Source organism: Kitasatospora sp. NPDC059827, from assembly GCF_042731675.1.
Lineage (GTDB): Bacteria > Actinomycetota > Actinomycetes > Streptomycetales > Streptomycetaceae > Kitasatospora.
On record NZ_JBHWIV010000007.1, the window covers coordinates 1 to 14,698 of the forward strand.

Here is a 14,698-nt window from a genome sequence, read left to right on the forward strand (position 1 = left end):
CGAGCGACGCGCCGATCTCCACCAGGGACTACTCGACCTCGCCTGCAGCATCATCTGCCTCCGGCGCCTTCGAAAGTCATTCTGAAACGATCAGTTAGTCTGCGCCTCTGGTCATCTCGCACAGACACGGGTGAGCGGCCTGGGACCAGGCCGTGACGCCGGCCCTTTGCGGGTGAGCCGCCGAAGCATGATGCCAACCATCGCCCAACGGATCATAGTCTCCGAGTGAGCAGGGCTGGTCTCGTAGTCCTTCGCCAGGCGCCGGTGGGCGGTGAGCCACGACAGCGTGCGCTCTACCGCCCACCGCTTCGGCTGGACATGGAAGCCGCGCTGACCGGGGTCCTTGCGGACGATCTCCAGGTCACGGCCGAGGATTTGCGCGACCCAGTCGACCAGGCGGCCGGCGAAGCCCTGATCGGCCCAGATCTTCTGGACGCTTGGGTGGTCGAGGCGGGTCCACAGCAACGGGCGCCTCGCGCCGTCGCGGTCCTGGATGTTCGCCGCGACGACATGGACGGCTAGGAGAAGGCCGAGGGTGTCGGTGACGATGAACCGCTTGCGGCCCTTGACCTTCTTGCCCGCGTCGAAGCCCCTGGTGGTGGCCGGGACGGTGTCGGCGGTGCGGACGGACTGCGAGTCGATCAGCCCCGCGCTCGGATCGGCGTTGCGGCCATCGGCTGCACGGACCTGGTCCCTGAGGGCATCGTGGATCCGCTCGACCGTGCCATCGTCGTGCCACCAGGTGAAGTACCAGTACACGGTAGGCCACGGTGCGAAGTCCTTCGGCAGTTGCCGCCAGGCGCACCCGGTCCGCACCACGTAGAAGACTGCATCCACGATCCGCCTCCGCGGATGCTTCTCCCGCCGCCCACCCTTCGGCCCCACTCGCGCGTGCGGCAGCAACGGTTCCACCAGCGCCCACTGCTCATCCGTCAGGTCCGACGGATACCCACCCCCAACACCGCTCACAGGATGCTCAACGACTCCGCCAGCCCCGGGGAACGGCAGATCTCAAACACGGTCTCAGCTTGTCGTTTAACCTTTTGTGGTGGTTCGTCGGGGTTTGGTGCCCTTCTTGTGGTGCGCGGGCCGGGCGTACGCCTCTCCGGTGGCCAGGACTCTGCCGACCTCGTAGCGGGCGGCGGGCCGCTGGTTCTTTGAACCGGGCGGCCGACCCGGGCCGGGGCGGGTCGGTTTCGGCGCACGCGCTGGTGAGGGGGCCTTCGTGTGCAGGTTCCGGAACCCGCGCCGGACGCGGGCGGGGGTGAGCTTGTTCGGTTCCGCTGGCTTCTCCCAGGGGTGGCGGAGGTCGGCGACAAGCGGGCGGGCGAGGCGGAGCTGGGTATGAGCGGCGATCACCAGCCAGGTCCAGCGATCGGCCGCGGCCGAGTCGCGCAGGCGCGGGCGGGTCCAACCGAGGGTCTGCTTGAACAGGCGAAAGGTGTGCTCCAGGTCGAAGCGACGGAGGAACGACTGCCAGCAGCGGTCCACGTCAGCCGGGCTGGCGCCGGTGCGCGACCACCAGAGCCAGACCGGCCGGTTCACCCCGCCGCTGGGCAGCGTCTCGACAGCGAGCCGGATCACCGTGCCTTCGAGGAGCGGCAGTTCGCCGTCGTGGTCCAGCCAGGCCGCGCGGCGGGTCAGCCTCGGGTGGAGCCGGTCCCAGGCCCGGACAGTGGCGGTGCCGTAGCGGCGGGTCGCGGTGCTGGTGACCACCCGCTCCTCGCCCCAGGTGGCGGGGTCGCCGAACACGAACTCGCCGCCGTGCTTGGGCGGCCGGCCACCGGCCGGGTTCGCCGCCGCGAACTCGGCGCGGCTGGGCGCCGGGCGGCGCATCACCCGGTCCGAGCGGAGCCGACCGAGGACCTGCACCGGCAGGTCGCCAAGTAGGTGCGCGATCCGCGGGGCGTCGTAGCCGGCGTCCATCACCACCAGCACCTCCGGATCGCCCGCCGTCCACTGCCCCGCGCCGATCAACCGGGCCACCACGTCGCGGAGTTGGGCGGCGGTGATAGCCGCGACGTCGGCGCCGGGCTCCAGCCGCACCACGTCCAGCACCGCCGTCCACGACGTTCGCCCGGTCTCCAGCGCGACCACGAAGGAGTACGGCCAGCCCGGGACCATCTGGTGCTTGGCGTCACCGCGGCCGAAGGTGTGGCAGAACGAGCGATCCGGGCATGTCTGCGCGTCCGGCCGCAGCCACGGCGAGACGTCCACCGCCAGCACCAGGCGGCCGTCCGCGGCCCGCGGCAGTGGCAGGCCGGCCAGCTCCAACCGCAGTCGATCGACGTCCACCCGACCCCGGTTCAGCGCACCGTACAGGGCACCGTGCCCACGCCGGTGCTCAGGTGCGAGCGCCAGGCCGACCAGGGTCTTCACTGGCCCGTCGCTGCACAGCACCGCGTCCGTCAGCTCGAACAGCGCGTCGCGCCGCACGGTCAGGCAGTTGTAGAAGACCCCCCGGAAGCGTGACAGTTCCGCGAACGGCTCGCCCCGCATACCCTGCTGCACCACACTCATCACTGCGGCCTTCGCGTCAAGTCCTGTACCTCTTAAGCCGAGTTCAGGATCACGTGAAGGCTATGCCCACGTCCCGGAGACACCCGAACGAGTGATCACCGGGTCCGCTTGTTCGACGCCGAACGTAGGTGAGCATCTGCTCTCGCCGTCAGGGTAGCGGGGCCCACGGGTCGTCGTACTCCATCGGGTCAGGCTGTTCGGGGTGGAGCATCGTACGCAGGCAGCGCCGCAGCCCCGTCTCGCCGGATCCGCCAGCGGCGGCCATCCAGGGCAGGTCGTCCATGGTGCGGGCGCGCTCGTCGGTGGCAAGGCGGTCGACGGCTGCGCGCAGGTCGTCGGGAGCGGTTTCGTCGGTGAGGCAGAGCCATCCGATCGCGGCGGCCAGCCGGACTTCGGGGGCTCGGGTGTGGTCCTGCCAGTACTCGCGCAGCAGGACAGTGGTCGGCGAGTGGGGGCGGGCACGGGTGATTTCGGCGGTGGCGAGGAGCAGTGCGGCACAGACGTCCGAGGCCGGCTCGGCGGCGAACCGGGCGCGGAGGGCGGTGCGGACCGTGCCGTCGAGGTCGGTGACGGTGGCCAGGGCGTAGGCGGCACGGATCCGGGTCGCCGGGACGGGGTCGTGCAGGAGGGGCAGGAGGAGGGCGGCGTCGGCGGTGATCGTGGCCCGGGCCGCGGCGACCGACCAGCCCGCCGGGTAGCCGGTCACCTCGGAGCCGTAGTCGTCGTAGTCGTCCTGCCGAGGCCCAGCGCGGTGGAGCAGCAGTTCGGCGCGGGAGGCGACTCCGAAGTAGCGGGCGCGGGCCGGGGCGGGTACCTCGGCGAGCGCGGCGATGCGGTGGGGGTGGTGTGGGTCGGCGGCGATCCGGATCAGGAACGCAACGGCGAGTGCGGCAGCCGCCCGCATGTCGTTGGCGCACATGCCGCTCACCACACCCGCGCCAGCGGGGACGGGCGACCCACCGGCGCGGAGCAGGCAGACGGCCTCCCGGACATGGTCCCCCTGCGGGAAGTTCTCCCAGGGGACTTCGTCGAGCAGGAATCTGTCCTTGGCCTCGGGCCGGACCGCAGCCGCCACCGCGCGCACGTCGAACGGCCCGTCCGCGAACGAGGACAGCTCCGCCCCATTCACCAAGGCCCGGCACATCGCGTATGTCGGGTCAGTCCGCCAGTCGCTCATGCCCTGTCTTCCGCCGTCGAGTCCGATTGGAGCAGATCATGCCCGAACGGACCGACATCGATGGCACGGTACTTCCCTGGCACCGCTCGGGAACGCGGTGCTTCCCCGAACGGACCGCGCGAACGCGTGATCGTCAGGCTCACCAGTTCGTAGCTGGACGTTAAACGACAAGCTCAGAGCCGTCGATGCGCAAGATGCAGTTCCTGGCCCAAGAGGAGAACGTGGACCAGCCCTGGCCAACGGGCTTCCGGTTCGCCGACCGGACCCGGGCCCGTCACGCCGAGGTGCACACCCTGCTTGCCGCGGGCCACGGCAGACGCGCCGTCCAACGGCAGCTCGGCATGACCTACCGCACGGTCAAGGCCCTGGCCGACGCCGCGAACCCGGAGGAGCTCTTCCAGGGTCAGTGGCAGAACCGCCCATCCGTCCTCGACGACTACAAGCCCTACCTCGACGACCGCTGGAACGACGGCTGCACCAATGCCTGGAAGCTCTGGGAGGAGATCGTCCCGCTCGGCTGCAAGGGCAGCTACCAGCGCGTCAATGCCTACCTGCGGCAGAAGCGGACCTCGCCACGGCCGGTGACCGCCCAGCCGCCGTCGCCCCGTACCGTCGCCGGCTGGATCTTCCGGCGGCCCACGGCGCTCTCCGGGGTCGAGCAGCTCCAGCTCAAGACGGTCCTGGCCGGCTGCCCCGAGCTGGACGTCCTGACCCGGCACGTCCTCACCTTCGCCGTCATGCTGACGGAACGCCAGGGCGAACGGCTCCTGGAATGGCTCGCCGCGGTCCGCCAGGACGACCTGCCCAGCCTCTACACCCTCGCGTGTCCGAGACAGCAACCGGCGGCGTGGGCGCCGCCGGCGACAGGCCCGGTTCGGGAGCACCGCGGGTGGCCCTGGTCACCGGCGCGGGGCGCGGCCTCGGCGCGGCGATCGCCACCCGACTGCACGCGATTGGGCTGCGGGTCGCCTTGCTCGAGCGCGACGGAGACGCCGTGGCCGAAGTCGCCCGAGGGCTCGACCCCGGGCTGGGCAGCGCGCTGGCGCTGACCGTCGACGTGGACGACACCGCGGCGGTGGAAGCGGCGCTGGGGGAGGTCGAGGGCAGGTGGCACGCGCCCGACATCCTGGTCAACAACGCCGCCCGCACCGTGCCGGGATCGGTCTGGGACATCGCACTGGACGAGTGGGACGCCGTCATGACGACCAACCTCCGCAGCGTCCTCGTGCTGACCCGGCTCTGCGCGGCGCCGATGCGGCAACGCGGCTGGGGTCGCGTCATCAACCTGTCCTCCCTGGCGGGCCAGCAGGGCGGGACGCTCGCCGGCGCGCACTACTCCGCGGCCAAGGCCGGCGTCCTGGCGCTCACCAAGGTCTTCGCCCGGGAACTGGCCCCCTACGGGGTCACCGTCAACGCCGTCGCGCCTTCGGCCGTCCTCACTCCGGCCGTGGACGAACTCGGCGCCGCGGCGGTGGCCGAGGCGGCGAAGGGCATCCCCGTCGGACGCCTGGGCAGGCCGGAGGAGGTCGCCGCCCTCGTGGCCTACCTGGCGGGCGAGGACTCCGGCTTCGTCACCGGCGCCACCTTCGACATCAACGGCGGGACACACATGCGCTGATGACCTGAGGGGCGTGGCTGGGTATTGGGGTGGAACACCCCCGTGGCAGACCGGGACGGCCACCGGACGGCCAGCCGGTCGGTGGCCTCCCGGGGCGAGACGGCAACGGGAGAGGGCTCACCGGCTCCGATCCGGGAGCAGGGCCCGTACAGCAGGTGAGGCGGTATGGCCGCGCGATGTTGGCCCGACCGGATGGCGGCTGTTCGCCGTTCGGCGTGCCGGGTCGTCGGCGGACCGGGCGGGTCCCGGTGCGCGGGTTAGGTTCGGGCCCGTGACCGGCAACGACGCGGTCCTGGCGTTGATGGTGGTCACGGCGCTGGGCTTCGACTTCACCAACGGCTTCCACGACACCGGCAACGCGATGGCGACCTCGATCGTCACCGGCGCGCTCCCGCCGCGCGTCGCGGTCGCGGTGTCGGCGGTGCTGAACCTGGTCGGCGCGTTCCTGTCGACCGCTGTGGCGGCGACCATCGCCAACGGCCTGGTCGCCAGCGGGCAGGTGACCCTGACAGTGGTGTGCGCCGGTCTGACAGGCAGCATCCTGTGGAATCTGGCCACCTGGTTCCTCGGGATCCCCTCCAGTTCCTCGCACGCGCTGATCGGCGGGGTGGTCGGGGCGACGGTGGCGGCGGCCGGGGTCTCGGCGGTCAAATGGCAGGGGCTGGTCTCCAAGGTGGTCGTGCCCGCCGCGCTGTCGCCGTTCATCGCCGGCGGGGTGGCCGTGGCCGGCACCCTTCTGGTCTACCGCCTCACCCGTGGCGTGCCCGAGGGCCCGCGCGGGCGCGGGTTCCGGCTGGGCCAGATCGGCTCGGCCTCGATGGTCTCGCTCGCCCACGGCACCAACGACGCGCAGAAGACCATGGGCGCCATCACCCTGGCCCTGATCGCCAATGGCACCCTGCCGACCGGAGCGCGGGCACCGGACTGGGTGGTCGTCTCCTGCGCGGTGGCGATCGCCCTGGGCACCTACGTCGGCGGCTGGCGGGTGATCCGCGCGCTGGGCAAGGGGCTGGTGGAGATCGAACCGCCGCAGGGGATGGCCGCCGAGTCGGCCTCGGCCGCCGTGATCCTCTGCTCCACCGACTTCGGCTACTCGCTGTCCACCACGCACGTGGCCACCGGGTCGATCCTGGGCTCGGGGATCGGCCGGAGGGGCGCGGCGGTTCGTTGGCAGCTGGCCCGCCGGATGGCCACGGCCTGGCTGCTCACCCTCCCGGCCGCCGCGGCGGCCGGCGCGGTGGCCTACTGGGTCGCGAACGGGATCGGCGGAACGGCCGGGGTGGTGGTGATCCTCGTCGTGCTGGTGCTGGCGTCGACCGCCTTCTTCGCCGCCTCCCGCTACCCGCCGGTGACGCCGGAGAACGTCAATGCCGCATGGACCGGTTCGGTGGCCCCGGAGCCGGTCAAGGCCAAGGACGAGGTGGGCCCGTGAACTCCTGGGTCAACCTGGACGCGCTGTGGCGGATCGTCGTGGTGGGGCTGCTCACCGGCGCCGGCCTGCCCGCGCTGTTCGCCCTCGGCCTGCGCCTGCTCAATCCGACCCGTGCGGAGGGTTCGGCCGACCGGCCCACCGCCGGGGCGGTCGGCTACGCCCTGGCCGGACTGGTCTTCGCGGTGGTGCTTGCGGCGATCGGCTGGGGCATCTCCGTCATCGTCAACCACCGCTGACCGCCCGACGCCCAGGCCGTCGCCGGGCAGTTCGGTGTAGCGGGTGTTCCGGCCGTCGCCCGGGCGGATGCGGGCGACGCGAAGCGTGTTCATCAGGCTCCGTGAGACGTAGAACTCCTGTTCGGCATCCCAGTCGGGCCGGAAGTGAGGTACAGGGAGCCGGGGACCCTGTTCCAGCCGGACCACCGGTTGGAGTTCCGGTCCAAGAGGAGGTTGTAGTAGGCGTGGCCGTCGTCGCCGACGCGGAACATGACCAGGCGCTGGGTACGGGCGTCCACGTCGCCGACCGCCAGCGTGGGCGGGAGGCGGGTGCGGGCGTTGCCCGGCATCTGCCGCCAGGTGCCGTCGCCGTGCCGCCACCAGATCCGGTCGTCCTCGCCGCGGGTGGCCTCGTAGGTCCCGTTGTCGTGTCAGAGAGCACGGGGACCGCGCGGGGCCGCCCTCGTTGATCCAGCCGCCTTCGGTCGCCGCTACGGCGGGTGAGGCCGAGAGTCCGACCGCCAGGCCGAGTCCGGCCAACACCACTCCCGCCACGCGGGGTGCGCGAGCGACTGCGGCGCGGAGGACGGGCATGCGTTGCGATCCCGCACGCTGGCGCCGCCGGAGGCGTGCGGCGGTGCCGTGAGCGCACGGAGGCCTGCCTGCGGATGAACGCGACCGACCGGCCGGCCCGCCGGTCGGCTCCCGGGGTGTGGCTACCCGGCCGCGGCCAGGTGGGTGCCGAAGAAGTCGGCCAGTTTCGCGATGGCGGGGGCGACGTACCGCTCCTTGTCGTAGAGGTCGAACCGACTTCGGCGCACTCGCCCACCGGGAGCGCAACCTGATCCGCCTCACCTTCCTCTACGACGCCTACCGTGCCCTGTACGCGGACTGGCCCCGCGCGGCGCGCGACTGCGTCGCCACGCTGCGCATGGAGGCCGGGCGGCACTCCGAGGATCGTGAACTCGCCTCATTGATAAGTGAGTTGATGAACCGTGACGCGGACTTCCGGAAGTGGTGGGCCGACCATCGGGTGTGCGGCCCCCGGCAGCTCAGCAAGACCTACGTCCACCCGGTGGCCGGCCCGCTGACCCTCGATGTCCAGCAGTTCACCGTCGACACCCGGCCCGACCAGCAACTGATCGCCTACACCGCGCCTCCCGGCTCCCCGGCCCACGAGGGGCTGCGGTCCCTCCTCCAGCGGGTACCGGTTCCGCACGGATGACGTCGGAGCACGGAGCCCCTGCGGAGACGTTGTTGGAAAACGCCTATCCGGCAACGCCTACATCGGCCCGGACGGGCTCGGCAGCATCAAGGGCTGCCACCCCACGGTGCGTCGGCCCGGCAGAGCCGGTCTGGACGAGGCCAAGGCCAAAAACGTGTGGCGGGCGACCGACGGGCTGACCGGAACCAGCCGATGAACCACCTTGAAGCGGCCGCATGCCCGGGCTGCGGCGGGCATGCGGATGCTCCTGTCCGTCGGCGGCGCGGCAGGATGCCCAGGGTCCGGCCGGCCCGGTGGGGTAGTGCTCCATGTGTGCGACTTTCCGTGACGCCGAGAACTCGTACAGCAACTGCGTCCCTGTGTGCCGCCGAGGTCTTCCAGTCCCCGGATGCCGAGCGCATTCTTGGTGAGCTGCCGACAACGGCGTGGGCGGCGGAGCGGGGGCGATCATGGACTACCGTGCTGTGCTCGAAGAGGTCGCCGCCACGGCCCGGTCGGCTGCCGGGGTGGGAAGGGTCGCCGAATACATCCCGGCCCTGGCGGCAGCCGACCCGACGGCGTTCGGCTTCGCGGTCGCCGACCTCGGTGGGCAGGGCGGCGTCGACGGTGTCGGTGACTGGGAGGCCCCGTTCTCGATCCAGTCCGTGTCCAAGGTCTTCACGCTGGCGCTGGTGCTGGCGGCGGACGGAGAAGGCCTGTGGGCCAGGGTCGGCAAGGAGCCGTCCGGCTCCCCGTTCAACTCCCTCGCCCAGCTGGAGCGCGACCGGGGCGTGCCCCGCAATCCCTTCGTCAACGCCGGCGCCCTGGTGGTCACCGACCGCCTGCAGGACCTGACCGGCGACGCCAGCTCGGCCCTGCGCGACTTCCTGCGCGCCGAGAGCGGTGACCCGCGAGTCGACTTCGACCGGGGCATCGCCGCGTCCGAGCTCCGTCACGGCCACCGCAACGCCGCTCTCGCCCACCTGCTCGCAGACCACGACCGCCTCGCCAACCGGGTCCGTACCGTCCTGCACCACTACTACCTGCAGTGCTCGATCACCATGAACTGCCGGACCCTCGCGCTGGCCGCACGCTTCCTGGCCCGGCACGGACTGCGCGCCGACGGCACCCGCCTGCTCACCCGCAGCGAGGCCAAGCGCGTCAACGCGGTCATGCTCGTCGGCGGAACCTACGACGAGGCGGGTGAGTTCGCCCACCGCGTCGGCCTGCCCGCCAAGAGCGGCGTCGGCGGTGGCATCCTGGCCGTCGTCCCCGGCCGCTGCACCCTGTGTGCCTGGGGCCCGGCCCTGGACCCGCACGGAAACTCCACCGCCGCACTCGCCGCACTCGACGCCTTCACCACCCTCACCGGCTGGTCGGTCTTCTGAGGTCCGCGTCTGCGGGGCTACACCCGGTGGTACGGCTCACCGAGTGCGGTGCAGACTGCCGCCTGCGCCAGGGCCTGTTCGGCGGCGGCCGCTGCGGGGCGGCCAGCCCGAAGATGGTGGGGACCAGGATGGTCACCGGCCCCGCCCGGCCGCGTCGGTGTAGGCCACGCTGCTGTAGCCGGCGGCCTGGCCGTCGTGGCCCCACACGGTGCCGCAGGGGAAGACGGCCTTGCGCAGATCGAGCCCGTAGCCGTTCCCGGACGGGTCCTTCGGGTCCTCGGGGACGGTGGTCCTCATCTCGGCGAGCTGGGCGGCGGGCAGCAGTCGGCACGGACAGCAGGGCCTGGTCGAAGCCCGCTCAGTCGGCGGCGGTGGACACGATCCCGCCCGCGGCCCAGCATCCGCACGGTGATCGCGCTGCCGCCCGGGGCCAGGCCCGGCGGCCACCGGTCCACGCGAGCGCCCGGCGGGGTGGGGAATTGACGGCAGCACTGACAGCTGCCCTTGCTATCGGCACGGAATGCCCGATCTGCGTGGGATCGCGCGACGGTGGGTGGGTGGAAGGGCACCGAGAGGCCGGTGACGCGACGCGATCAGGGGCCGGGCGGCCCATCAATTACGGTGCGCATCACCGGCATTCGACAGCTGGCGCCGGCGGGCTTTCAGTCGCTGCTGACGATCCGGCGCAGGAATGTGACGGCTCTCGTGCCGGGCCGTGGGGCTACTCCGGTGCCGTCCGGACCGTCAGGGCGGCCTCGCGGACGTCCGGGTGGGGGTGGCGGCGCAGGGTGCGGAGGGTGGCGCGCCAGTGGGGGTGCCAGTTGGTGCGGGGGCCCAGGGCGTGGGTGAGGGCGACGGCGAACAGGCCGTGGACGCAGGTGGCGTGGGCGGTGAGTTGTTCGACCACGCGGTGCAGGACCGCCGGGTCGCCGGGGCGGCGGGTGGCGTTGAGTCGGTTGCGCAGGGCCTCGGCCGTGCGGGCGGCGGGTAGCGGGCGGTCGGCGTGGAGCGTGGCCAGCGCGTCGAGCTCGGTGAGCAGGCGGTCGTACGGCGCGTCGAGGTCCAGGGCGGCGGCCCGCAGGTGGAGGGCGAGGGGTGCGAAATCGGGGGCTGTGGACAGGAGTTCGGCTGCCTCCCGGGCCGCTGCCACGGCTGCCGCGGTGGGGCGGTCACCCACGCCCACGCCGAGTCGGGTCGCCAGGAAGTCGATCCGTTGCCGGGCCGGCCGGTCGCGGTCAGGCGTCGCGTCCAGCTCGTCCGCCGCTGTGTGCTCGCTCGCCAGCAGCGCCGTCAGCGCCTCGGCCAGTCGGCGGCCGGTGCCGCCGGTGGCCAGCACCACGAGGCCGCTCGCCGAGGACCGCCAGGAGGAGCGGTTGGCGAGGTCGACGGTGCCCGCCAGCAGGAGGTCCTCCGCCTCGGGGTACCAGGGCGCCCAGGAGACCAGCAGGTCGAGCGCGGCCTGGGCGGTCTCCGGGTCGTCACCGCTCGCCACCCGGCTCACCAGGGCGGCGTAGCGGGGGCGGTCGGCGGCGGGCAGGTCCAGCGGGCGGGTGCGCAGCACCGCGTACCGGGCGACGGGCGGGCCCGCCGCGGCGCCGTCGAGCATCCGCCAGGCCGCGGGCGCGGGGAGCAGCTTGACGGCGGCGGCCACGGCGGCCGCCCGTACGTCGCGGTGCTGTTCGGGCAGGTCGTGCACCTCGGTGAGGAGCGCGAGCGCGGTGTCCAACGGCAGCAGGCGGGCGACCAGGCGGACCAGTTCCTTGCGGCTGGTGACCTTCGTCCCGCCGCCGACGGCTGTCCCGGCGCTGCCGGCGGGCCCGGGCAGCAGCGTCGCCCGCAGCACGGGTGCCAGTCGCGAGGGCGTGACGAAGCCGGCGGCCCGCCCGGCCGCGTACAGGGCGACCCGGGCCCGGTCGTCGCCCGCGTGGGCCAGCAGCAACGGCAGTGCCTCGGCGGGCCGGTCCGTCCGGACCAGGGCCCCGAGCGCGGCCTCGGCGAGCACGGTGTCCGGGGACTCGGCGTACCGGTGGACGGTGGCGAAGCCGAGTTCGGGGATCGCCGCCAGGGTGCGCAGGTGCCCGGCCCGGGTGTGCACGGGCAGCGAGGCGTCGTCCGCCGCCCCGGCCAACAGGCGTGCGGCGGCCGCGCGTTGCCGGGGCACCCAGCACTCGATCCCGTCGGTCGGCGGCAGCCAGCGCGACCCCGCCGCCAGGAAGCGCCCGTACGGCGGGGTGGCGCCGAGCACGGTGTCGAGCAGGTCGGTGCGCTGTCGGGCCAGCACGACGAGCACCTGTGGCAGGACGGCGGCCGAGGGCTCCAGGTCCAGGACCCGGGCCACCCGCTCGCCCCGGGTCGCCGGGTCGGCGAGCCAGTGGCCGACGGCCTGCCGGACGGTCGCGTTGTCGCCGAACTGGACGGCTTCCCGGAGGAGTTCCTGCAGTTCGGGCAGGCGGTGGGCGCGTCGGCCGAGGGCCCCGGCCAGGGCGAAGGTCAGGGTGTGGTCAACCTTGTCCGCGCCGGCCGTCAGCCACGGTCGCAGCGCCTCGAAGACCTGGACCTCCTGGCCGCGCCGCAGAGTGGTGTCCAGTCGGCCCAGCGGAATGCTGCCGAGCGCCCCGGAGAGCTGCCGCAGGGCGGCCAGGGCCCAGCCCAGCAGGGCCTGTTCGCCGCTCGTGGCGTGCTCGCGCAGCACCCCGAGGGCGAGCTCGGAGAGTGCCTGGCGGGTGTGCCAGGAGGTGTCCCGGGCCTCGACGGCGTCGGTGACGATCCGGGTGAGGGCGTCGGCCGCCGCGCCGGTGAGGAGCGCGGGCGGGACGGCCGCCAGCGCGGCCAGGGCGGGGGAGCGGACCGGGTCCTGCTCGTTGCGCAGTCGCGCCAGCTCGTCGAGCAGCTCCCCGACCGCGGCCGCGTCGCCCGAGCGGGCCGCGTTGCGCACCAGCAGCGGGTAGGCCAGCGCCCGGTCCTCCGCGGCGGGCCGGCGGGTGGCCGCGAGCAGCCGGGGCCGGGCCTCGGCCACCGGCAGGTGGGCGACGTGGGCCAGCACGACGGACCACGCGGCGCCGCGCTCGGCGGCCTGTTCGGCCATCCGCCGGGCCTCGGCCTGCGCCCGACGGCGGGGCAGCGCGTCGAGCACGGCCTCGGACAGGTCGTGGTGGCCCTGGTCCCGGTCGGCGGTGGCGTGGTCGTAGAACGCCTCGCGGCGGGACGGCGGCAGGGCGCGCAGCAGCCGGGCGAGCCACATCGGGGCGGTGCTCCAGGCCCGGCCCAGGTCCGCCAGCTCGGGCGTGTCGAGCCGGACGGCCCGGGTCAGCGCGCTGCGGGAGATCGACGCGGTGGCGGCCCGCTCGGGCACGGTGATCAGTCGGATGGTCCGGCCGGGCGCGGCGGTCAGCAGCCGGCCCAGGCACTGCTGCACCGGCGCCGGCAGGCGGGTGGGGCAGTGGCGTTCCAGCAGGTCCAGCACCCGCTCCGGCCGGTTCCCGGCCACGGCTGCCAGGGCGTCCCCGTTGCGGTACCACCAGGCGGTGCGGGGGGACTCGGGCAACTCGTCGAGCTGCCGGGCCAGTTCGTCCAGCAGCAGGTCGGGGTGGCGGCGGGCCAGCTGGTGCCAGTTGGTGAAGGCCGGGAACAGTCCGGGCAGGAGCTCGGCCACGGTCCCGGGCCCGCAGCCGGGCAGCAGCCTGGCGGCCGCCGCGTCCCCCCAGGACTGTCGGAAGGAGTGCAGCAGCCGCTCCGCCAGCTCGGTGCGGCCGTGGGCCACGATCAGGGTGGTGAGCCGGCGGCGCAGCACGGCCGGCGCGTCGGCCAGCGCCGCGGCCAGCGCCTCGTCCGGGACGGGCAGGTGGAGCGCGGCCTTCAAGGCCTGACGGCTGACGGCCGGGTCGGGATCGGTGAGCCGGGCGGCGACGAAGGCGGCGTCCTCGGCGATGGTGGCGGCGACTCCGGCCAGTCCTCGACCGTAGGCGCCACGCGTGTCCAACTCGGCCAGCAGCGGGCGGAGTTGCTCCGGGTTGTTGCCGTGGCGCAGCTCCTTGGTCCAGGTGGCGAGCCGCCGCATCCGGGCCGGGTGGGCGAGCGGATCGAGCTCGGCGAGGAGGTGGTCGACGGTTTCGGCGGGAGTCTGCGGTGCGCTGGACATGCCCGTCATTCAACCTGCCTGCCGCCCCTGCCGTCGCACGGTTTTCGGGTGCGGCGGGCGCGGTGGGTGCGGTGGGTGCTGGGGGCGCGGCGGGCGCTGGGCGGGGCGGGCGGGGCGGGCGGGGCTGGTGGGGCCGGGTTCGGGACGGGCTCAGGTGGTCGACGGGGTCAGTGCGCCGGGCGCTTGGCGAAGACCTGGTGGTCCGCTGGCGCGGGCGGGGCGCTCGGGCCCGCCACCAGGTTGCGGCTGGTGGACTCGAACAGGACGGTGCCGCCGTGCGCGTCCACGTGCGGGGTGGTGGCTCGGCTGCTGTCCCGAGGGTCGGCGAACGCGGCGGAGGACGTCGGGTGCCCCCCGGCCGGGGGCGCCAGGTCAGGTGCGGTCCGCCCCGGGGGTGTCGAGGAGGTCGGTCACCAGGCGCTGGGCGTAGGTGGCGTCGAGGCCGGACGGGCGGAAGAGGATGCGGTACATCAGGGGGGCGACGACCCGGTCCATGGTCGTCTCGACGTCGGGGGCGGGTTCGCCGCGGTCGGTGGCGCGGGTGAGGATGGCGTCGAGCTGTTCGGCCGCGTAGGCGGAGCACTGGCCGGCGTTGCTGCCGTCCGGGTCGCCGAGCAGGGCGTCGCGGGTGTAGGCGCGGCCCGAGGGGGAGGCCATCTCGTCGAGGAACTGTTCGGCCCAGGCGGTGAGGTCGGCGCGCAGGTCGCCGTGGTCGGCCGGTGCGCCGTCGGGGCGCAGGCGTTCCACGGCGACGTCCGAGAGCAGCTCGGCCAGGTCGCCCCAGCGGCGGTAGATCGTCGACGGGGTGACCTCGGCGCGCTGGGCGACCAGGGGGACGGTGAGCGCGTCCCGGCCCACCTCGGTCAGGAGTTCGCGGACGGCGGAGTGCACCGCGGCCTGGACCCGGGCGCTGCGCCCGCCGGGGCGGACCATCTGCTTGCGGCTCATGACTCCACTTTAAAGCACAGTTCTTGCGTTTAGCGGAGATCTCTTTGGGGCCCTGAAC

General features: G+C 73.4%; 12 protein-coding genes. 6 read left to right on the forward strand and 6 right to left on the reverse strand.

Features of this window, described 5'->3' with window-relative positions; genetic code table 11:
* Positions 1–111: 111 nt before the first annotated feature.
* The 3 genes from ACFV8H_RS06280 to ACFV8H_RS06290 all read right to left on the reverse strand — a co-directional run bounded on the left by ACFV8H_RS06280 (position 112) and on the right by ACFV8H_RS06290 (position 3,649).
* Positions 112–969: an IS5 family transposase gene (locus tag ACFV8H_RS06280; protein ID WP_380396920.1), complete on the reverse strand. Its 858-nt coding sequence runs from the start codon at positions 967–969 to the stop codon at positions 112–114.
* Positions 970–1,035: 66 nt separating this feature from the next.
* Positions 1,036–2,520 carry an NF041680 family putative transposase gene (locus ACFV8H_RS06285; RefSeq protein WP_380396922.1) on the reverse strand — a complete coding sequence of 495 codons (1,485 nt, stop codon included), beginning with the start codon at positions 2,518–2,520 and terminating at the stop codon, positions 1,036–1,038.
* A 148-nt stretch (positions 2,521–2,668) separates the two neighbouring features.
* Complete coding sequence (locus ACFV8H_RS06290) at positions 2,669–3,649, reverse strand: hypothetical protein (protein ID WP_380397216.1); 981 nt, start codon at positions 3,647–3,649, stop codon at positions 2,669–2,671.
* Positions 3,650–3,882: 233 nt separating this feature from the next.
* On the opposite strand from ACFV8H_RS06290, the gene ACFV8H_RS06295 reads away from it, so the two are divergent.
* From ACFV8H_RS06295 to ACFV8H_RS06320, 6 genes are all read left to right on the forward strand, one after another.
* On the forward strand, positions 3,883–4,746 hold the full coding sequence (locus ACFV8H_RS06295; protein ID WP_380396923.1) for a hypothetical protein: 864 nt from the start codon (positions 3,883–3,885) through the stop codon (positions 4,744–4,746).
* Positions 4,641–5,315 carry an SDR family oxidoreductase gene (locus tag ACFV8H_RS06300; protein WP_380397218.1) on the forward strand — a complete coding sequence of 225 codons (675 nt, stop codon included), beginning with the start codon at positions 4,641–4,643 and terminating at the stop codon, positions 5,313–5,315. Before ACFV8H_RS06295 ends, ACFV8H_RS06300 begins: the two co-directional genes overlap by 106 nt.
* A 271-nt stretch (positions 5,316–5,586) precedes the next feature.
* Entirely contained in the window at positions 5,587–6,747 is a 1,161-nt protein-coding gene (locus ACFV8H_RS06305; RefSeq protein ID WP_380396925.1) for an anion permease, read from the forward strand.
* Entirely contained in the window at positions 6,744–6,983 is a 240-nt protein-coding gene (locus tag ACFV8H_RS06310) for a hypothetical protein (RefSeq protein WP_380396927.1), read from the forward strand. Before ACFV8H_RS06305 ends, ACFV8H_RS06310 begins: the two co-directional genes overlap by 4 nt.
* A gap of 823 nt (positions 6,984–7,806) precedes the next feature.
* Positions 7,807–8,187: a hypothetical protein gene (locus ACFV8H_RS06315; RefSeq protein ID WP_380397220.1), complete on the forward strand. Its 381-nt coding sequence runs from the start codon at positions 7,807–7,809 to the stop codon at positions 8,185–8,187.
* A gap of 449 nt (positions 8,188–8,636) precedes the next feature.
* Positions 8,637–9,554, forward strand: coding sequence for a glutaminase (locus tag ACFV8H_RS06320; protein ID WP_380396928.1), 918 nt, complete (start codon positions 8,637–8,639; stop codon positions 9,552–9,554).
* Positions 9,555–9,686: 132 nt separating this feature from the next.
* Here ACFV8H_RS06320 and ACFV8H_RS06325 read toward each other — a convergent pair whose 3' ends face one another.
* The 3 genes from ACFV8H_RS06325 to ACFV8H_RS06335 all read right to left on the reverse strand — a co-directional run bounded on the left by ACFV8H_RS06325 (position 9,687) and on the right by ACFV8H_RS06335 (position 14,640).
* Positions 9,687–9,851 carry a hypothetical protein gene (locus ACFV8H_RS06325; protein ID WP_380396930.1) on the reverse strand — a complete coding sequence of 55 codons (165 nt, stop codon included), beginning with the start codon at positions 9,849–9,851 and terminating at the stop codon, positions 9,687–9,689.
* 424 nt (positions 9,852–10,275) lie between these two features.
* A complete protein-coding gene (locus tag ACFV8H_RS06330) occupies positions 10,276–13,692 on the reverse strand; it encodes a hypothetical protein (protein WP_380396932.1) in 3,417 nt (1,138 codons plus the stop codon).
* Between the two features lie 372 nt (positions 13,693–14,064).
* Positions 14,065–14,640 (reverse strand): TetR/AcrR family transcriptional regulator, encoded by a 576-nt coding sequence (locus ACFV8H_RS06335; RefSeq protein ID WP_380396933.1) that lies wholly within the window; start codon positions 14,638–14,640, stop codon positions 14,065–14,067.
* Positions 14,641–14,698: the final 58 nt, after the last annotated feature.